Origin of the sequence: Enterobacter sp. 302C9, from assembly GCF_034106085.1 — a bacterium.
GTDB classification, from domain to species: domain Bacteria; phylum Pseudomonadota; class Gammaproteobacteria; order Enterobacterales; family Enterobacteriaceae; genus Enterobacter; species Enterobacter asburiae_B.
In genome coordinates this window covers 336,613-356,307 of sequence record NZ_JAWNBW010000004.1, presented here as the reverse complement: position 1 = coordinate 356,307, position 19,695 = coordinate 336,613, and the positions used below count along the sequence as shown (strand labels likewise).

At 56.4% G+C, this 19,695-nt stretch carries 17 protein-coding genes and 1 tRNA gene; 11 read left to right on the top strand and 7 right to left on the bottom strand.

Features of this window, described 5'->3' with window-relative positions; genetic code table 11:
- The first annotated feature begins 17 nt into the window (after positions 1–17).
- The 5 genes from UR289_RS11480 (at position 18) to yejF (ending at position 7,174) form a co-directional block, all read left to right on the top strand.
- Complete coding sequence (locus tag UR289_RS11480) at positions 18–1,574, top strand: cyclic di-GMP phosphodiesterase (RefSeq protein ID WP_039263175.1); 1,557 nt, start codon at positions 18–20, stop codon at positions 1,572–1,574.
- 74 nt (positions 1,575–1,648) lie between these two features.
- Positions 1,649–3,454 carry an extracellular solute-binding protein gene (locus UR289_RS11475; protein WP_320710139.1) on the top strand — a complete coding sequence of 602 codons (1,806 nt, stop codon included), beginning with the start codon at positions 1,649–1,651 and terminating at the stop codon, positions 3,452–3,454.
- Positions 3,455–3,463: 9 nt separating this feature from the next.
- Positions 3,464–4,558, top strand: coding sequence for a microcin C ABC transporter permease YejB (locus UR289_RS11470; RefSeq protein WP_024908182.1), 1,095 nt, complete (start codon positions 3,464–3,466; stop codon positions 4,556–4,558).
- Entirely contained in the window at positions 4,558–5,583 is a 1,026-nt protein-coding gene (locus UR289_RS11465; protein WP_033146047.1) for an ABC transporter permease, read from the top strand. The genes UR289_RS11470 and UR289_RS11465 overlap by 1 nt, the downstream gene beginning before the upstream one ends.
- Before the next feature lies 1 nt (position 5,584).
- Positions 5,585–7,174, top strand: a complete 1,590-nt coding sequence (gene yejF, locus UR289_RS11460; RefSeq protein WP_064672865.1) for a microcin C ABC transporter ATP-binding protein YejF — start codon at positions 5,585–5,587, stop codon at positions 7,172–7,174.
- 3 nt (positions 7,175–7,177) lie between these two features.
- On the opposite strand, the gene UR289_RS11455 is transcribed toward yejF, so the two are convergent.
- From UR289_RS11455 to rsuA, 3 genes are all read right to left on the bottom strand, one after another.
- Entirely contained in the window at positions 7,178–7,522 is a 345-nt protein-coding gene (locus UR289_RS11455) for a YejG family protein (protein WP_028013883.1), read from the bottom strand.
- A 279-nt stretch (positions 7,523–7,801) separates the two neighbouring features.
- Positions 7,802–8,998 (bottom strand): Bcr/CflA family multidrug efflux MFS transporter, encoded by a 1,197-nt coding sequence (locus UR289_RS11450; protein ID WP_248239027.1) that lies wholly within the window; start codon positions 8,996–8,998, stop codon positions 7,802–7,804.
- 15 nt (positions 8,999–9,013) lie between these two features.
- Entirely contained in the window at positions 9,014–9,721 is a 708-nt protein-coding gene (gene rsuA / locus UR289_RS11445) for a 16S rRNA pseudouridine(516) synthase RsuA (RefSeq protein WP_023312495.1), read from the bottom strand.
- Positions 9,722–10,002: 281 nt separating this feature from the next.
- Here rsuA and UR289_RS11440 point away from each other — a divergent pair, with 281 nt between their 5' ends.
- Both UR289_RS11440 and rplY read left to right on the top strand, forming a co-directional pair.
- Complete coding sequence (locus tag UR289_RS11440) at positions 10,003–11,763, top strand: DEAD/DEAH box helicase (RefSeq protein WP_320710137.1); 1,761 nt, start codon at positions 10,003–10,005, stop codon at positions 11,761–11,763.
- Between the two features lie 125 nt (positions 11,764–11,888).
- Complete coding sequence (gene rplY / locus UR289_RS11435) at positions 11,889–12,173, top strand: 50S ribosomal protein L25 (protein WP_029740955.1); 285 nt, start codon at positions 11,889–11,891, stop codon at positions 12,171–12,173.
- Positions 12,174–12,225: 52 nt separating this feature from the next.
- Here the strand turns inward: rplY and yejK are convergent, their stop codons facing one another.
- Positions 12,226–13,233, bottom strand: a complete 1,008-nt coding sequence (yejK, locus tag UR289_RS11430) for a nucleoid-associated protein YejK (RefSeq protein ID WP_008500957.1) — start codon at positions 13,231–13,233, stop codon at positions 12,226–12,228.
- A 134-nt stretch (positions 13,234–13,367) separates the two neighbouring features.
- Here yejK and UR289_RS11425 point away from each other — a divergent pair, with 134 nt between their 5' ends.
- The 3 genes from UR289_RS11425 (at position 13,368) to UR289_RS11415 (ending at position 15,524) form a co-directional block, all read left to right on the top strand.
- Entirely contained in the window at positions 13,368–13,595 is a 228-nt protein-coding gene (locus UR289_RS11425) for a YejL family protein (protein ID WP_008500958.1), read from the top strand.
- Between the two features lie 19 nt (positions 13,596–13,614).
- Complete coding sequence (yejM, locus tag UR289_RS11420; RefSeq protein WP_047060568.1) at positions 13,615–15,375, top strand: LPS biosynthesis-modulating metalloenzyme YejM; 1,761 nt, start codon at positions 13,615–13,617, stop codon at positions 15,373–15,375.
- A gap of 72 nt (positions 15,376–15,447) precedes the next feature.
- Positions 15,448–15,524 (top strand) — tRNA-Pro (locus tag UR289_RS11415).
- A gap of 36 nt (positions 15,525–15,560) precedes the next feature.
- Here the strand turns inward: UR289_RS11415 and UR289_RS11410 are convergent.
- Entirely contained in the window at positions 15,561–16,748 is a 1,188-nt protein-coding gene (locus UR289_RS11410) for an MFS transporter (protein ID WP_320710136.1), read from the bottom strand.
- A gap of 138 nt (positions 16,749–16,886) precedes the next feature.
- Entirely contained in the window at positions 16,887–17,147 is a 261-nt protein-coding gene (locus UR289_RS11405) for a DUF2534 family protein (RefSeq protein ID WP_008500962.1), read from the bottom strand.
- A gap of 209 nt (positions 17,148–17,356) precedes the next feature.
- On the opposite strand from UR289_RS11405, the gene eco reads away from it, so the two are divergent.
- Entirely contained in the window at positions 17,357–17,860 is a 504-nt protein-coding gene (gene eco / locus UR289_RS11400) for a serine protease inhibitor ecotin (protein ID WP_320710135.1), read from the top strand.
- 135 nt (positions 17,861–17,995) lie between these two features.
- On the opposite strand, the gene mqo is transcribed toward eco, so the two are convergent.
- Entirely contained in the window at positions 17,996–19,645 is a 1,650-nt protein-coding gene (gene mqo, locus UR289_RS11395) for a malate dehydrogenase (quinone) (protein WP_032646585.1), read from the bottom strand.
- Between the last annotated feature and the right edge of the window lie 50 nt (positions 19,646–19,695).

Below are 19,695 nucleotides of genomic sequence, written 5' to 3'. Positions count from 1 at the left end.
CAGGAATCACGACGTCTATGTTCACCCGCTATTTCTCCAGCAATCGCAAAATACTGATCCTCAGCATCATCACAGGCCTGATCGCCGCCCTGCTCCTGGGTTCGTTGCAATTTTTCTGGAGCTACCACAAGCGGGAAGTCAAATTCGACACCCTGATCCACGATGTGAGCATCTATATGGAGAGCTACTTCGATGAGTTAAAAAATTCTATCGATGTGCTCCAGCCGCTCACGTTAAACAACTGCCACGACGTCAATCAGGAACTTACCTCGCGCGCTGCCTTTAGCGTTAACGTTCGCGCATTCCTGCTGGTCAGAGACAAAATGGCGTTCTGCTCTTCTGCCACGGGGCCGATGAATGTCCCCATGGAGGAGCTGATCCCCGAGCTGCACATCGACAAACAGATTGATATGGCGTTACTTCCCGGCACCCCGATGTTGCCCAACAAGCCCGCGATTGCCATCTGGTACCGTAACCCGCTAGTGAAGGACGGCGGCGTGTTTACCTCGGTGAATCTCAATCTGACGCCTTACCTGCTCTACACCGCGCGCCAGGACGAATTTGCCGGTATTGCCATCATTATTGGCGACCATGCGCTGTCAACGCGCTCCAGCACGCTGGTCCTTGCGCATGATCTACATGAAACGCCCGCCCGAACCGCGACGCTGAAAGACGTTCCCCTGACCATCAACCTGTATGCTGACGCATGGACCAGCGATGAAATTCTCTACGCCCTGTTCTTCGGGCTGGTGTGCGGCATTTGTGCCGGATCGCTCAACTACTATATCCTCAGCATTCGCCTCAACCCGGGTAAAGAGATTTTAAGCGCCATTAAGCGCGGTCAGTTTTACGTGGTTTATCAGCCCGTCGTCGATGCTAAATCGCTCCAGATGACCGGGCTTGAAGTGCTGATGCGCTGGAAACACCCGACGATGGGGGAAATTCCGCCGGACGCGTTTATCAACTTTGCCGAAGCGCAGAAGCTGATTGTCCCGCTGACGCTGCATCTCTTTGACCTTATCATTCACGATGCCCCCGTGTTACAAACCCTGTTACCTCCGGGAGCAAAGGTGGGCATCAACATTGCGCCGGGGCATCTGCATGCGGAAAGCTTCAAAGACGATATGCGCACCTTCAAAGCGCTACTGCCGCAGGATTACTTCCAGATCGTGCTGGAAATCACCGAGCGCGACATGCTCAATCATCGGGAAGCCAACAGCCTTTTCGAATGGCTGCATAACGAAGGGTTTGAGATAGCCATTGATGATTTTGGCACCGGCCACAGCGCGCTGATTTATCTTGAGCATTTCACCATGGACTACCTCAAGATTGACCGCGGCTTTGTTAATGCGATTGGCACTGAGACCGTGACGTCGCCGGTGCTGGATGCCGTCCTGACGCTGGCAAGACGACTGAATATGTCGACCGTCGCCGAAGGGGTGGAAACGCCGGAACAGGCCGCCTGGCTGCGCGAACACGGCGTTAATTTCCTGCAGGGATACTGGATTAGCCGCCCGATGCCGCTGGCGCAGTTCCGCGAATGGCGGCCTGATATTTCGCCCGAGGGCGATTAATTTCACATTGCCCGTGACGTCACTTATTATTCAGCTTAACCGAGCCGGTCTGTAAAAGAGGGAGCCGCCGCGAGATGCTTATGCGCTTCATGTTGCTGATGTTGGCACTAACGAGCCTGTCCAGCCAGGCGCAAGCCATCAAAGAAAATATCGCCTTCGCGGTGATTGGCGAGCCGAAATATGCGGTCAATTTTACGCACTTCGATTACGTTAACCCTGCCGCGCCGAAGGGCGGAAAGGTCACGCTTTCCGCCACGGGAACATTCGACAACTTCAACCGCTTCGCCCTGCGCGGCGTGGCGGCCGCGCGAACGGAATCGCTTTACGATACGCTCTTCGTCACGTCCGATGATGAGCCCGGCAGCTACTATCCGCTGATTGCCGAGAACGTGCGTTACGCCGATAACTTCGCCTGGGCGGAAATCTCGCTGAATCCGCGAGCGCGTTTTCACGACGGTACGCCGGTGAAGGCCAGCGACGTCGCGTTCACCTTCCATAAATTCATGACCGAAGGCGTCCCCCAGTTCCGCATCGTGTATAAAGGGGCTTCCGTCAGAGCCATCGCGCCGCTCACCGTGCGCATCGAGCTGAGCGAACCGAACAAAGAGAATATGCTCAGCCTGTTCTCGCTGCCGGTGATGCCGGAATCGTTCTGGAAAAATCATAAGCTAAGCGACCCGCTATCCACGCCGCCGCTGGCAGGCGGCCCATACCGCATCACCGACTGGCGCATGGGGCAATATGTCGTTTACTCTCGCGTGAAAGACTACTGGGCAGCAGACCTGCCGGTAAACCGCGGGCGCTGGAATTTCGACACCCTTCGCTATGATTACTACCTCGACGATAACGTGGCGTTTGAAGCGTTCAAAGCCGGCGCCTTCGATCTACGCGTAGAAAGCAGCGCCAAAAACTGGGCGACCCGCTATATCGGAAAAAATTTCGCCAAAGGCTATATCGTCAAAGACGAGCACAAAAATGAGTCTGCCCAGGACACCCGCTGGCTGGCGTTTAATATTCAGCGTCCGGTATTTAATGACCGCCGGGTGCGCGAAGCCATTTCCCTGGCCTTTGATTTTGAGTGGATGAACAAGGCGCTGTTTTACGGGGCTTACAGCCGTGCCAACAGCTATTTTCAGAACACCGAATACGCCGCGCGCGATTACCCGAAAGCCGACGAGCTGGCACTGCTGGCGCCTCTGAAAGCGGAGCTGCCGCCGCAGGTGTTCACCACCGTGTTTCAGCCGCCCGCGTCGAACGGTGACGGTTACGACCGCGACAACCTGCTGAAAGCCAGCAAACTGCTGGATGACGCGGGCTGGCACCTGAAAAATCAAAAGCGTGTTGATGCCAAAACGGGTAAACCTCTCAGCTTTGAGCTGCTGCTCTCGTCCGGGGGCAACGTTCAGTGGGTACTGCCGTTTAAGCACAACCTTGAGCGGCTGGGCGTGACCATGAACATTCGCCAGGTCGATAACGCGCAGATCACCAGCCGCATGCGCAGCCGTGATTACGACATGATGCAGCGCCTGTGGCCCGCGCAGCCGTGGCCCAGCTCCGACCTGCAAATCTCCTGGGCATCCAGCTACATTGACTCCTCATACAATGCGCCAGGTGTAAAAAGCCCGGCGATTGACGCGCTGATTGCGAAAATAGTGGCGGCGCAGGGGGATAAAGAAAAGCTCCTGCCGCTCGGGCGCGCCCTCGACAGGGTCCTGACCTGGAACTACTACATGCTGCCGATGTGGTATATGGGCGAAGATCGCCTGGCGCGCTGGGACAAGTTCTCCGTGCCTGCCGTGCGCCCTGTCTACTCCCTGGGCTTTGATACCTGGTGGTATGACGTTAACAAAGCCGCCAGACTTCCCGCTGAGCGGCGATAAGGAATCATCATGGGTGCCTATCTTCTCCGTCGTCTCCTGCTGGTCATCCCCACCCTGTGGGCCATCATCACGATTAACTTTTTTATCGTGCAAATCGCCCCCGGCGGCCCGGTCGATCAGGCGATTGCCGCCATTGAATTTGGCAACAGCGGCGGCATGCCCGGCGGCGGCGGTGAAGGGATGGGCGCGAGCCATGCGCGAACCGGCGTAGGGAATATCAGCGAAAGCCATTATCGCGGCGGACGCGGGCTGGATCCGGAGGTGATCGCCGAGATCACCCACCGCTACGGCTTTGACAAACCGATTCACGAGCGCTATTTCAAGATGCTCTGGGATTACATCCGCTTTGATTTTGGCGACAGCCTGTTTCGCAGTGCGTCAGTGTTAACGTTGATCAAGCAAAGCCTGCCGGTTTCGATAACGCTGGGGCTGTGGGGAACGCTGATTATCTATCTGGTCTCTATACCGCTTGGGATCCGCAAAGCGGTGTATAACGGCAGCCGGTTTGATATCTGGAGCAGCACGTTCATCATCATCGGCTACGCCATCCCGGCGTTTCTGTTTGCCGTCCTGCTGATTGTCTTTTTTGCCGGGGGAAGCTATTTCGACCTCTTCCCGCTGCGGGGGCTGGTCTCCGCCGATTTCAGCTCCCTGCCGTGGTATCAGAAAATCACCGACTATCTCTGGCATATCACGCTGCCGGTGCTGGCCACGGTCATTGGCGGGTTTGCGGCCCTGACCATGTTGACCAAAAACGCCTTTCTCGATGAAATTCGTAAGCAGTACGTTGTCACGGCCCGCGCCAAGGGCGTGAGCGAGAAGCAGATCATGTGGAAACACGTGTTCCGCAACGCCATGCTGCTGGTGATCGCCGGATTTCCGGCCACGTTCATCGGCATGTTTTTTACCGGCTCGCTGCTGATAGAGGTGATGTTCTCGCTCAACGGCCTGGGGCTGCTGGGCTATGAGGCTACCGTATCGCGCGATTATCCGGTGATGTTTGGCACACTCTATATTTTCACCCTGATTGGCCTGCTGCTGAATATCATCAGCGATATCAGCTATACGCTGGTCGATCCCCGAATCGATTTTGAGGGCCGCTGATGCCGCGTTTAAGCCCCGTCAACCAGGCCCGCTGGGCCCGCTTTCGCCACAACCGCCGCGGCTACTGGTCGCTGTGGATTTTTGCCGTGCTGTTTGCCTTAAGCATGTGTTCGGAGCTGATCGCCAACGACAAGCCGTTGCTGGTGCATTTTAACGACCGCTGGTACGTGCCGGTTATCGCCAGTTACAGCGAAAGCGACTTTGGCGGCCCGTTTGCGACACCGGCGGAGTATCAGGATCCGTGGCTTCGCCAGCAGATTGAGCAGCACGGCTGGGCGCTCTGGGCGCCGGTACGCTTTGGCGCAAACAGCATTAACTTCGCCACCACGACGCCCTTCCCTTCCCCGCCCTCCGCGCAAAACTGGCTGGGAACGGATGCTAACGGCGGGGACGTGCTGGCGCGCATCCTGTATGGCACGCGAATTTCTCTTCTCTTTGGGCTGATGCTGACGATCTTCTCAAGCGTAATGGGCGTCGTGGCGGGCGCCGTTCAGGGCTACTACGGCGGGAAAATCGACCTGTGGGGCCAGCGGGTTATTGAAGTCTGGTCAGGCATGCCAACGCTGTTTCTGATCATCCTGCTTTCCAGCGTGGTGCAGCCCGGCTTCTGGTGGCTGTTAGGCATCACCGTCCTGTTCGGCTGGATGGCGCTAGTGGGCGTGGTGCGCGCGGAGTTCCTGCGCACCCGCAATTTCGACTACATTCGCGCCGCGCAGGCGCTTGGCGTGAGCGACCGGGGGATCATCTTCCGCCACATGCTGCCCAACGCGGTCGTGGCAACGCTCACTTTCCTGCCGTTTATTCTGTGCAGCTCCATCACCACCCTCACCTCGCTGGATTTTCTTGGTTTCGGGCTACCGCTGGGTTCCCCGTCGCTCGGCGAACTGCTGCTGCAGGGCAAGAACAACCTGCAGGCGCCGTGGTTAGGCATCGCCGCCTTTCTTTCCGTGGCCGTGCTGCTGTCGCTGCTGATTTTTATTGGCGAAGCCGTGCGCGATGCCTTCGATCCGAACAAGGCGGTATAAAATGACCCAGCCTCTTCTCAGTATTGATAACCTGTCGATTGCTTTTTCTAAGCAGGACGAGACGCGCACCGTGGTCACCGACCTGTCGCTGCAGATCCAGACCGGGGAAACGCTGGCCCTGGTGGGCGAGTCGGGTTCAGGCAAGAGCGTTTCGGCACTCTCCATCCTGCGCCTGTTGCCGTCCCCACCGGTGAGCTACCCGCAAGGGGATATTCTGTTTCACGGCAGCTCGCTGCTGCATGCCGACGAACATACCCTGCGCGGCATACGCGGCAACAAAATCGCGATGATCTTCCAGGAACCGATGGTTTCCCTCAACCCTCTGCACAGCCTGGAAAAACAGCTCTATGAAGTGCTCTCCCTGCACCGGGGGATGCGCAAAGAGGCCGCGCGGGGAGAAATTCTGGACTGTCTGGAACGAACGGGCATACGCAATGCGGCCAAACGGCTGAATGATTTTCCGCACCAGCTCTCCGGCGGCGAACGACAGCGCGTGATGATCGCTATGGCCCTGCTCACGCGACCCGAGCTGTTGATTGCCGACGAGCCCACAACGGCGCTGGACGTGACGGTACAGGCGCAAATACTGACGCTGCTGCGGGAACTGCGTGACGAGCTGAACATGAGCCTGCTTTTTATCACGCACAACCTGAGCATTGTGAGAAAGCTGGCCGACAGCGTCGCGGTGATGCAAAACGGACGATGCGTTGAACAGAATAGCGCGTCCACGCTGCTGAGCGCGCCGCAGCACCCCTATACGCAGCGTTTGCTCGACAGCGAACCCTCCGGCGACCCGGTTCCGCTCGCGGCTGACAGCACACCGCTGCTGCGCGTTGAGGATTTGTCCGTCTCGTTCCCGATCCGCAAAGGTATTCTGCGGCGCATCGTCGACCAGAATCCGGTGCTGAAAAACATCCGCTTCTCGCTGCGCCCGGGAGAATCTCTGGGGCTGGTGGGCGAATCCGGTTCCGGCAAAAGTACCACCGGTCTGGCGCTGCTGCGCTTAATTGCCTCCCAGGGCGAGATCCTCTTTGACGATATGCCGCTGCACCGCTGGAACCGCCGTCAGATGCTGCCCGTGCGGCCCCGCATGCAGGTGGTGTTTCAGGATCCCAACTCCTCGCTTAACCCACGGCTTAGCGTGTTACAGATTATCGAGGAAGGTCTGCGCGTGCATCAGCCCGGCCTGAGCGCTCAGCAGCGCGAGGAGGAAGTTATGCGGGTGATGGCCGAAGTGGGCTTAGATGCCGGGACGCGCCACCGCTATCCGGCTGAATTCTCCGGCGGGCAGCGCCAGCGTATCGCCATTGCCCGCGCGCTGATCCTGAAGCCGGAGCTGATTATTCTGGATGAACCAACGTCGTCGCTGGACAGAACCGTTCAGGCGCAGATCCTGGCGCTGCTGAAAGGGCTTCAGGAAAAGCACCGGCTGGCCTATATCTTTATCAGCCACGATCTTCAGGTGGTGCGGGCGCTATGCCATCAGGTGATTGTGTTGCGACAGGGAGAAGTGGTCGAGCAGGGAGAGTGCCAGCGCGTATTTAGCGCGCCAACGCAGCGCTACACGCGCCAGCTGTTGTCGGCAGACTAGCGGTCAGAACGGGTACTGGCCGGAGAAAGGCTCCGCGATGGCAACGCCAAAATTCTTCAGACGGCAGGTGGCGGCAAACTCGTCCTGGCTCTTCACGAACAGGCACGGCTCACCTTCACACTCCAGCACGGAGCTGTCCACTTCGATATCCGTCAGGGCCTGACTGAGACGCTCCATCACCCGCCATGCATTTTCGTCGCTCGGGCTCAGCAGCTTGAGTGCCACCAGGCAGTTTTCACAGCCCGCGACGCTTTGCGGAATCGGTTCAACTTTCGAACCTGCAAAACCCGCCGACCAGCGATAGCTCTGGGGCAAGCGATGGACAATGGAGAGTTGTAATGTATTCACGTTCGTTCCCCGGAAGCAAAATTTACTTCACAATTTATTTACATTTATAGTAACACATCATCGCCAGCCTGCACTATTCAGCGCTTTTTTATCGATATCCAGGCTCGCGTCGGCGCTATATGTACCCGTTTCTGCGATCTAACTCAACCTTTTTGAATACAATGATGTGACTTTTTACACAAATAGATTTTACATAAAATAAACAAACACGGAATAAACGAACGGGGGTTTGGTTGATATGTATCAACAAAAAAGGCCCTGCCGGGCCTTCTCTGTATTTTAGTGGGCCGCTTTTCGCGGTCGACTGGCGTAAAGATAGAAAAGTATCGAGCTGGTTGCGCAAAAAGCCATCGCCCACAGCATGGGCCATGCCGTCGTAAAGGTGGCCATCGAAAGCAACGCCCCGACGATAGCGCCAATACCGAAGCGGAACGTCCCCGCCAGGGAAGAGGCGGTGCCCGCCATATGCGGAAACTCATCCAGGATAACCGCCATCGCATTAGATGACACCATCGACACGCAGCCGACAAAGGCCGCCACCCCGACCACCAGCGCCCAGAAGCCCACGCCCAGAAACGCGCTCATCACCAGCCAGATAGCCATCACAAACTGGATCCACAGCCCGGCGCGGAACATGTTCAGCGCCCCCACCCGCCGGACAAAACGGCTGTTGATGATGGTCATGATGAACAGGAAGACGATGTTAAGCGCGAAATAGTAGCCGAAGTGCTGCGGTGAAACGTGATTCAGTTCAATGTAGACAAACGGCCCGGCGCTCAGGAAGGAGAACATCCCGGCGAAGCTGAACCCGCTTGCCAGCATATAGCTGAGCACGCGCTTGTGGCGAAACAGCGAGGCAAAGTTGCCTATTGTGGTTCGGATGTGGAATTTCTGGCGGCGCTCGACGGGAAGCGTTTCATCAATAAAGAAGAAGATCATCGCCGAGGCCAGCAGCGCGGCCAGGGCCAGGATCCAGAAAATCACATGCCAGCTAAACCACACCAGCACCGCGCCACCGGCCATCGGGGCCACCAGCGGCGCAATCGTCGTCACCAGCATCACGAACGACATCATGCGGGAGAACTCTTCCTTCGGGTAGATATCGCGCATCAGGGCGTTAATCACCACGCTTGCCGCAGCCGCCGCCAGACCGTGGAAGAAGCGCATGATAATCAGATGATCGATGGTCTGCGCCAGCGCACAGGCCACCGCTGCGGCTGCAAAGACCAGCGTCCCGCCCAGAATAACGGGCTTGCGTCCAAGACTGTCCGCCATCGGGCCATAAAACAGCTGGCCGAGGGCAAAGCCGAGAATATAGGTGCTGAGCGTCATCTGCGCGCTGCCCGCCGGAACGCCAAACTGCGCGGAAATGACCGGCAGCGCGGGCAGGTACATATCAATAGACAGCGGCATCAGCATGGCCAGCAGGCCAAGAATGAAGACGATTTTGAACGACGAGTGTGGCCTGGTGGTCACAGAGCTCTCCTGAAATTAGTGCGAAGGCAGACCGACGCTGGCGATCTCTTCTTCCGTTAACGGGCGATATTCGCCTGGCGCCAGGTCGGGATCGAGTTCGATCGCACCAATCCGCTCACGATGCAGGCCAACAACGTGGTTCCCCACCGCGGCAAACATACGTTTCACCTGATGGTAACGCCCCTCGCTGATGGTCAGACGGACTTCCGTCGGCGTGATCACCTCAAGCACGGCGGGTTTGGTCAGATCTTTTTCATTATGCAGCTGAACGCCTTTCGTGAATTGCTCTGCCGTGTCATCCGACACTGGCGACTCCAGCGTGACCAGATAGGTTTTCTCGCAGTGGTGACGCGGGGAAGTAATGCGATGCGACCACTGCCCGTCGTCGGTCATCAGTACCAGCCCCGTGGTGTCGATGTCGAGGCGGCCTGCGGCGTGCAGCTTGTGCGCCACCGGTTCGTCGAGGAAATAGAGTACCGTCGGATGATCCGGATCGTCCGTTGAGCAGACGTAGCCTTCCGGCTTATTGAGCATGAAGTAGCGCGGACCGTGCTGCTGGGTCAGCGGATTGCCGTCATACTCCACCTGATGGTCAGGTTGCAGTTTGAACGCGCTGTCTCTCACAATGTCGCCATCCACGGTAACGCGGCTGGCGCGAATTTCGCGCCCGGCAATAGCGCGGCTTACGCCGAGTTGCTGAGCGATAAACTTATCAAGTCGCATGAAATCTTTTTAGCCTTAATGGTGCTGGAAGTCGGACAACAGGTCCGAAAAAAGAAGCAGTCTGGAACGGTTCAGTATAATGGTCTGGTTGCGCCACTCAAGGGAAAAAGTTTCGTGGCATACTATCTATACCCTAAATAATTCGAGTTGCATGAAGGCGGCAAAGGAGTGAATCCCCGGGAGCTTACATAAGTAAGTGACCGGGGTGAACGAGTGCAGCCAACGCACAGGCAACTTGAAGTATGACGGGTATATGTGCGGAATAACGAAACCGAGACCCTATGACTTTTACACTTCGTCCCTATCAGCAGGAAGCCGTTGACGCCACCCTCGCCTGGTTCCGTAAACATCGCGAGCCGGCGGCGATTGTGCTCCCGACCGGCGCAGGCAAAAGCCTGGTCATCGCCGAACTGGCGCGTCTGGCCCGTGGTCGCGTGCTGGTGCTGGCACACGTCAAAGAGCTCGTCGCGCAAAACCATGCCAAGTATTGTGCGCTTGGGCTGGAAGCCGATATTTTCGCCGCCGGGCTAAAGCGCAAAGAGAGCCACGGCAAAGTAGTCTTCGGCAGCGTGCAGTCGGTGGCGCGCAATCTGGAGCTGTTTCGCAGCGAATTTTCGCTGCTGATTGTTGACGAGTGTCACCGCATCAGCGATGACGACGACAGCCAGTATCAGCAAATCCTGGCTCACCTGAAAGCGGTGAACCCTCACCTGCGCCTGCTGGGCCTGACGGCGACCCCGTTTCGCCTGGGGAAAGGCTGGATCTATCGCTATCATTATCACGGCATGGTGCGCGGTGATGACAAGGCCCTGTTTAGCGACTGCATTTACGAACTTCCGCTGCGCTACATGATTAAACACGGCTACCTGACGCCGCCTGAACGGCTGGATATGCCGGTGGTGCAGTACGATTTCAGCCGTTTGCAGGCGCAGAGCAACGGCTTATTCAGCGAAGCGGATCTCAATCAGGAGCTGAAAAAGCAGAAGCGTATTACGCCGCATATTATCAGCCAGATTGAGGAGTTCGCCGCGACGCGCAAGGGGGTAATGATCTTTGCCGCCACCGTTGAGCACGCGCGTGAAATCACCGGATTACTGCCCGCCGGCGACGCGGCGCTAATCACCGGCGAGACCCCCGGTCCGGAGCGCGACGGCCTGATTGACGCCTTTAAAGCCCAGCGGTTCCGCTATCTGGTAAACGTGTCGGTATTGACCACCGGCTTTGACGCCCCGCACGTCGACCTGATCGCCATTTTGCGCCCGACCGAATCGGTCAGTCTGTATCAGCAAATTGTTGGCCGCGGCCTGCGCCTGGCCCCGGGAAAAACCGACTGCCTGATTCTGGATTATGCCGGTAACCCGCACGATCTCTATACGCCTGAGATCGGCGCGCCAAAAGGGAAAAGCGACAACGTGCCCGTGCAGGTCTTTTGCCCTGCCTGCGGGTTTGCCAACACCTTCTGGGGAAAAACCACCGCCGACGGTACGCTGATCGAACACTTTGGCCGCCGCTGTCAGGGCTGGTTTGAAGATGATGACGGGCATCGCGAGCAGTGCGATTTCCGCTTCCGGTTCAAAAACTGCCCGCAGTGCAACGCCGAAAACGACATTGCCGCCCGCCGCTGCCGGGAATGCGACACGGTGCTGGTTGACCCGGACGACATGCTGAAAGCGGCGCTAAAGCTGAAAGATGCCCTGGTGCTGCGCTGTTCCGGCATGGCGCTGCAGCCCGGCGCCGATGAAAAAGGCGAGTGGCTGAAAATCACCTATTACGACGAAGACGGGGCGGACGTCAGCGAGCGTTTCCGGGTTCAGACGCCTGCCCAGCGAATGGCCTTCGAGCAGCTGTTTATCCGCCCGCATACCCGCACGCCGGGCGTGCCCCTGCGCTGGATAACCGTGGCCGATATCGTGCGCCAGCAGGTGTTATTGCGCCATCCGGATTTTGTCGTCGCCCGTAAGAAAGGCCAGTTCTGGCAGGTGCGCGAGAAGCTCTTTGACTATGAAGGTCGCTTCCGTCGCGCCAACGAATTGCGCGGTTAGCGGGACTTTTCATTGATGTGAGGGGCATTTGAGTATAAAATGCCGCCCGCTTCACATCCGTGAGGCAGAACACTCGCCTGCTGCTGGGTCGCCTGTAGCAGGGTTTTAAATACAGAGAGAAATCAATGTTCACTATCGAAGCAGAAGTACGTAACGTGCAGGGTAAGGGTGCGAGCCGCCGCCTGCGTAACGCTAACAAGTTCCCGGCTATCGTTTACGGTGGCGAAGCTGCTCCAGTTGCAATCGAACTGGATCACGACAAACTGTGGAACCTGCAGACCAAAGCTGAATTCTACAGCGAAGTTCTGACCATCGTTGTTGGCGGTAAAGAAGAAAAAGTGAAAGTTCAGGCTGTTCAGCGTCACCCGTTCAAGCCAAAACTGTCTCACATCGACTTCGTTCGCGCGTAATCGCAAACACGTCGAAAAAAAACCCCGCTTCTGCGGGGTTTTTTTATGGCTGTTATTTCCCGCCCGAGGTGCGGCGCTGAAGCTGATCGCGCAGGTTCGGCGGCGTACCTTTAATGGTCAGCGTATCGGTGGCCGGATCCCAGAAGATGCGTTCACCCAGCAACATCGCGTCAAAGTTGATGGTTAACCCACCGCCGCTGCCGGCAAACTTGGTTAACTGACGCAGCGTACTGCGATCCGCCGGGAAGCTCTCTTCAAGCTCATAGCCTTTTTCCGCGGTGAATTCCTGGAAGCTGACTTCGCTGACGCCCGCCAGCTCTTTTGACAGGGACTCCAGCTCGATCTCCTCCCCTGCCTGCAGCTGTTCGTTGCAGTAGCTGTAAACCTGCTGGCGCACGGTCTGGCGCTCAGATTTATCGAGCTGCGCTTCAGCCGTGAAGTCGTCAACCGCCTGGAGCAGCCCTTTGTTCTGCGCTTTGGCGTTAAGACCTTCGCTGGCACCGAGGAAATCCATAAAGAAATCCGCCACTTTGCGGCCCACGCGCCCTTTCAGGAAAGTCAGGTAGCGGGTCGACTCCGGGTTGGTTTCCCATTCGGTCAAATCAATACGCGCCACGATATCCGCATGGTTGATATCCAGATAATGCGTTGAGCTGATATCCAGCTGCTCGTTCACGCGCATGCTGCTTAAGTTATTCAGCACGGTAACCAGCAGATACTCGACCGCCAGGTAGCGATAGTGGCAGAACAGCACGATCCCGCCGTCGGCGAACGGATATTTCGCCAGCTCGTCGCGCAGACGCCCGGTGGCGGCGCGGCTAAACGCCAGGAAATCCTCTTCGCCCTGACGCTGCAGGCGCAGGCTATCGGCCAGTTCACTCTCTTCGCTGAACAGGCCATAGGCTTTATTTTTGGCACTGTAGACGCGATGCAGTTCTGCCATCATCTCCACCACGGTCGCCGTGGGTTCCAGTAACGAATCGCGCAGCACCACTTCAAGGGTTTGCTCATCACGCTTGATAAGCTGGTGCAAGGCAATCTGGTTGATTTCCAGACTCATGATAAACTCTCCTTTTAGACCGGGCGGTATTCAACCACCACCAGGACATGTGTGCAACAACAGATAAAAAAGGGGAAAAAAAGCTGTTGCTACGGTAATATGTTGCCCTTTCATCAACAAACTGATTTTGATTTATGCCACAACATTCCCGCTACAGTGATGAACACGTTGAACAACTGCTCAGTGAGCTGGTCAACGTACTGGAAAAACATAAAACGCCGACCGATCTCTCCCTGATGGTTTTGGGAAATATGGTCACCAACCTGATTAACACCAGCGTTGCTCCGGCTCAGCGTCAGGCGATCGCAAAATCGTTTGCCCAGGCTTTACAGTCGTCCGTCAGCAACGACCCGGCCCATTAAGAGATACGAACAACAGTTTATGGTGACGAATCGTCAGCGCTACCGTGAAAAAGTCTCCCAGATGGTCAGCTGGGGGCACTGGTTTGCCCTGTTCAACATTCTGCTGGCGACGGTCATTGGCTGTCGTTATCTGTTTGTCGCAGACTGGCCAACAACGCTAACCGGGCGTATCTACTCCTGGATAAGCGTTGTCGGTCACTTTAGCTTTTTGGTTTTCGCCACCTATCTGCTGATCCTGTTCCCCCTGACGTTTATCGTCATGTCGCAGCGTCTGATGCGGTTCTTGTCCGCCATCCTTGCGACGGTGGGGATGACGCTGCTGCTTATCGACAGTGAAGTGTTCACCCGCTTCCACCTGCACCTCAACCCCATCGTCTGGGAACTGGTGATTAACCCCGACCAGAACGAAACGGCCCGTGACTGGCAGCTGATGTTTATCAGCGTCCCGGTGATCCTGCTGATTGAGATGCTGTTCGCCACCTGGAGCTGGCAAAAGCTCCGCAGTCTGACCCGGCGACGCCATTATGCGAAGCCCGTCGCCGCGCTCTTTTTCGTCTCCTTTATCAGTTCGCACATCATGTATATCTGGGCGGATGCGAACTTCTATCGCCCTATTACCATGCAGCGCGCTAACCTGCCGCTCTCGTACCCGATGACGGCCCGTCGCTTCCTCGAGAAACACGGTCTGCTTGATGCGCAAGAGTACCAGCGCCGTCTTATCGAGCAGGGTAATCCGGAAGCCGTCAGCGTTCAGTATCCTCTGAGCGACCTGAACTACCGCGATATGGGGCGCGGGCAAAACGTCCTGCTGATCACCGTCGATGGCCTGAACTATTCCCGTTTCGAGAAGCAGATGCCTGCGCTGGCCGCTTTCGCGAGTCAAAACGTCTCGTTTACTCAGCATATGAGCTCCGGTAACACAACCGATGCGGGCATCTTTGGCCTCTTCTATGGCATTTCAGCCGGCTATATGGACGGCGTACTGTCTACCCGCACGCCTGCGGCGCTGATCACCGGGCTGAATCAGCAAGGCTATCAGCTAGGGTTGTTCTCCTCCGATGGCTTTAACAGCCCGCTTTACCGTCAGGCGCTGCTGTCAGATTTCTCACTGCCGACGGCGCAAAATCAGTCCGATGCGCAGACCGCCAGCCAGTGGATAAACTGGCTGCAGCGCTACGCCCAGGAAGATAACCGCTGGTTCTCATGGGTTGCCTTTAACGGTACAACGCTTGCCAACAGCAATAAAAGTGACTTTGCGCGCCGCTACGGCCGCGCAGCTGGCGATGTTGATGCGCAGATAGGCCGCGTGCTTGACGCGCTTCGCGAGTCGGGCAAGCTGGACAATACCGTGGTGATCGTGACCGCGGGCCATGGCATCCCGCTAGGTGACGAGACGAAGAGTATGAGCTGGTCTCGCCCGAATCTGCAGGTTCCGCTGGTGATCCACTGGCCAGGCACCCCGGCGCAGCGCATCAATATGCTCACCGAGCATAAAGATGTGATGACCACCCTGATGCAACGCCTGCTGCACGTCAGCACGCCAGCAAACGAGTATTCGCAGGGGCAGGATCTCTTCAGCGCCGCGCGCCGCCACAGCTGGGTGACGGCGGCGGGGAATAATACGCTGGTGGTGACCACGCCGAAGCTGACGCTGGTGCTGAACAGCAACGGGAATTATCAGACGTATAATCTGCAGGGCGAACGGTTGAAAGACCAGAAACCGCAGCTGAGCCTGCTGCTGCAGGTCCTGACGGATGAGAAGCGCTTCATCGCTAACTGATTAATAATAAACCAGTTAGCGACAGATTCCCTTGCATTCAAAACGGAATCGAGTAGTATTCTTTTTATGCGTCGGCACGTAGCGCAGCCTGGTAGCGCACCGTCATGGGGTGTCGGGGGTCGGAGGTTCAAATCCTCTCGTGCCGACCAAAAACACACTGAAAACCAGCCTGATGGCTGGTTTTTTTATTTCGCCTCGTCCGGCGTTTTGCGCAGATACACAAGCGTAGTCAGACAAATCACCGCTCCGGCATAAAACGTATATTCCGCGCCAAACGTTTCCCATATCGCGCCGGCTCCCACGCTGGCGATTAACAATCCTACGCCGCTGACCAGACTAAAAATACCGAAAGCCGTACCGCGCAGATCGGGCGGTGCGGTTTTAGCGATCATTGCCGCCAGTAGTCCCTGGGTCATACCCATATGTATTCCCCAAAGCGCGACGCCTAAAATGACCCCCATCCAGTGGCTGCTCAGGGCCAGAACAACATCTGCAACAATCAGCACCATTAGCCCCCACTGCAGAAGCCGGGTGTGGCTCATGCCATCAGAAAGTTTGCCAAAAGGGTAAGCGGAAAGGGAATAGAGTACGTTCATGACCACCATCACCAGCGGAATAAGGGCCAGAGGAACGCCCGACTGCTGCGCACGAAGGACGAGAAAAGCCTCGCTAAACCGGGCAAGCGTGAACACTGCACCAAGGCCAATCACCCACCAGCACGCTTTACCCAGCCGCCTTAAATTCTCTCGTTTAATGGGATTAGTACGTTTATGTTCGAGGGGAGTTTTCGGCTCCTGAAGGCCAAAATAGAGCAAGGCAACTGAAAGCAGACCGGGGATAAGGGCTATCCAGAAAACAGTGCGAAAGTCGTTGTCCAGCAATAGCATTAAGCTTACGGCCAGTAATGGGCCAAGAAATGCGCCTGTGGTATCCATTGACTGACGCAGACCATATGCCGCACCACGCATTTCCGGCGGCGTGACGTCTGCAACCAGCGCATCCCGCGGTGCGCCCCGTATCCCCTTCCCCGTACGGTCTATCAGACGTGCGGCTAAAACCATCCCGGAAGAGGACGCTAATGCGAAAAGGGGTTTGCTTAACGCCCCCAGGCCATACCCTAACAGGGCCAGCCCCTTACGTTGACCCAGGTAGTCGCTTATCGCCCCCGAAAAGACCTTAATAAAAAGCGCAGTGGCCTCCGCCAGCCCTTCAATCAGGCCGATAAACAGCACGCTCGTACCGAGGGTGGTCATCATAAAAAGTGGCAGCAGGCTGTGAATACTCTCTGACGAGATATCCATCAACATACTGACGCCTCCCACAACCCAGACGCCTTTGGGGATCTGGCTGAGCACTGGAAATCTGGAACGCATCTACCGCTCCTGCTTTAAAAACAGTTGCCTGAATGCTTACAGGATAGGATATCGCGGATTAAAAAAACCTGAGGAGAGTGGGATGAGACCATAAAAAAAGCCATCCGGCAGGATGGCTTAGTTATCGCAGGTCGACGCTTAATGCTTCTCACGTCCGCCCAGGAAGAAAATGCCCAGCGGGATGGCCAGCAGAACGGTGAACACCAGGCTGTAGACGAAGATCATCGCCGACTGCAGGACATACATGCTGGTTGTCCAGGCTGAGAGGGGAATATTGTACTGTTCGATAACGCCAACAATGGTTGCCCGCCCCACGCACGCGGCGGCAATCATAAATACGACCAGCAGCGCCAGGAGGAACTTGCGGCCTTCAGGCGTTTTCAGTTTTGCACGAACCATCTCTCTTCCCTTTTACAGATGAATAACAATATATAGGGTCTAAAATAACACGAACTGGCACCTGACTCCACACCAGCATAAACAACCACTAAACAGGTAAATTAAAAGCGCATAACGCTACCCATAGTGAAAATGTAAGTAAATAACACCAATCATTCATCGTTGTTATGTTAACCTGCGCAGGATCGTTTTGACATAAAGGAATGACAATGAAAAACGCACCTAAATTTGCCATCGCCCTCATCGCCGCCGCGTGCGTCAGCAGCAGCGCTTTCGCCAGCGAAACCCCAAAAAAGCAGCCGCTGGAAAAAGTGGCTCCGTACCCGCAGGCGGACAAAGGGATGAAGCGTCAGGTGATTCAGCTGCCGGTTCAGCAGGATGAAGCGAACTTTAAAGTGGAACTATTAATTGGCAAGACGCTGGAAGTGGACTGCAACCAGCACCGTCTGGGCGGTCAGCTGGAAAGCAAAACCCTGGAAGGCTGGGGTTACGACTATTACGTCTTTGACAAAGTGACCTCTCCGGTTTCCACCATGATGGCCTGCCCGGACGGCAAGAAAGAGAAGAAATTTGTAACGGCGTATCTGGGCGACAACAGTCTGTTGCGCTACAACAGCAAGCTGCCGATCGTGGTCTATACGCCTGAAAACGTGGAAGTGAAGTATCGCATCTGGAAGGCTGATGAGAACATCGGACAAGCCGTAGTACGTTAAAAATAAGTCGGGTGGCGGCTTCGCCTTACCCGACCCGGAAAGGGTGCGCTCTGGTACCCTCACCCCACCCCTCTCCCACCGGGAGAGGGAGAAAACACTAAAAACGGTAACGGATGTTACCGTTTTGCTTTTATCTTACAGCGCGATATCCGCAACCGGTTTGTTTTCCGGCTGAGGCTTCAGCTCCGCTTTTGGCGCCGCATCCGCAGCCTGTGGCTTGATGTACTGCAGCTGCAGTACGCGGCTGGTGTATTCCAGCTCCTGCTCCGTCGCGCTCACGTTGCCGTTCAGCTTCGTGCCGTAGGATGGAATAATGGTTTTCAGCTTCGCCTGCCATTCCGGGCTGGCGACTTTGTCTTTAAACACTTTTTCCATCAGGTGCAGCATGATTGGCGCAGCGGTAGACGCGCCCGGCGACGCACCCAGCAGCGCGGCAATGGTGCCATCCTTATCGCTTACCACTTCGGTACCCAGACGCAGCACGCCACCTTCTTTCGGATCGCGCTTGATGATCTGTACGCGCTGACCCGCCTGCCACAGACGCCAGTCTTCTTTCTTCGCCTGCGGATAGTACTCTTTCAGCGCCTCGAAGCGGTCGTCGTCAGAGAGCATCACCTGGCTGATCAGGTATTTCACCAGGTCGAAGTTATCCAGACCCACGTCCATCATCGGCTTGACGTTAGAGGTGGTCGTGGCGCTGAGCAGATCCCACAGGGAGCCATTTTTCAGGAACTTGGTGGAGAAGGTCGCGAACGGCCCAAACAGCACCACGCGTTTGCCGTCAAGCATACGGGTGTCGATATGCGGAACAGACATCGGCGGTGCGCCAACGGAAGCCTGGCCGTACACTTTTGCCAGATGACGATTCACCACTTCCGGGTTATCGGACACCAGGAACTGGCCGCCCACCGGGAAGCCCGCGTAGTCGTCCGCTTCAGGAATACCGGACTCCTGCAGCAGCTTCAGCGCCGCTCCGCCCGCACCGATAAAGACAAACTTCGCCTTGATGACGTGCTCGGCTTCGTTGTTTTTCAGATCGGCGACGGTCACGCTCCAGCTGTTATCCGCGTTGCGCTTGAAACCGCGTACTTCGGTGCTGAGCTGCAGGTTGAAGTTCTCTTTTTTCTTCAGAGACGTCACCAGCTGACGGGTAATTTCACCGTAGTTAACGTCGGTACCAATTTCGGTACGGGTCGCCGCCACTTTCTGGTTCGGGTCACGACCTTCCATGACCAGCGGAGCCCACTCTTTAATCTGCGCGTGGTCTTCAGAGTATTTCATCCCGCGGAACAGCGTGCTCTGCTGCAGAGCGGCGTAGCGCGCGCGCAGGAAGTTAACGTTCTGTTCGCCCCACACAAAGCTCATGTGCGGCACGGTGTTGATGAAGGAGTGCGGGTCGTGCATCACGCCGCTGTTGACCTGATGAGACCAGAACTGGCGAGAAACCTGGAATGCTTCGTTGATCTCTACCGCCTTCTCGATACTAATGGAACCGTCCTTTTTCTGCGGCGTATAGTTCAGTTCCATGAGTGCCGAATGTCCGGTACCGGCGTTATTCCATCCGTTCGAACTCTCCTGCGCCACGCCATCAAGGCGCTCGACCATGGTCATAGACCAGTCCGGCTGCAGTTCTTGCAGATAGGTTCCCAGCGTGGCGCTCATGATACCGCCACCAATTAAAAGGACGTCCGTTTCCTGCTCTTTTGGTGCGTCAGCTTTCGCCGCCATGGAGACGGTGTTAAGCCCCACGGCCAGAGAAAAGAGCATGGCAGTCATTTTTTTCATAATTTATGCCTTAGTGTAAAAGTGCTTGATGCGTGGAAATTGCAGGTGAA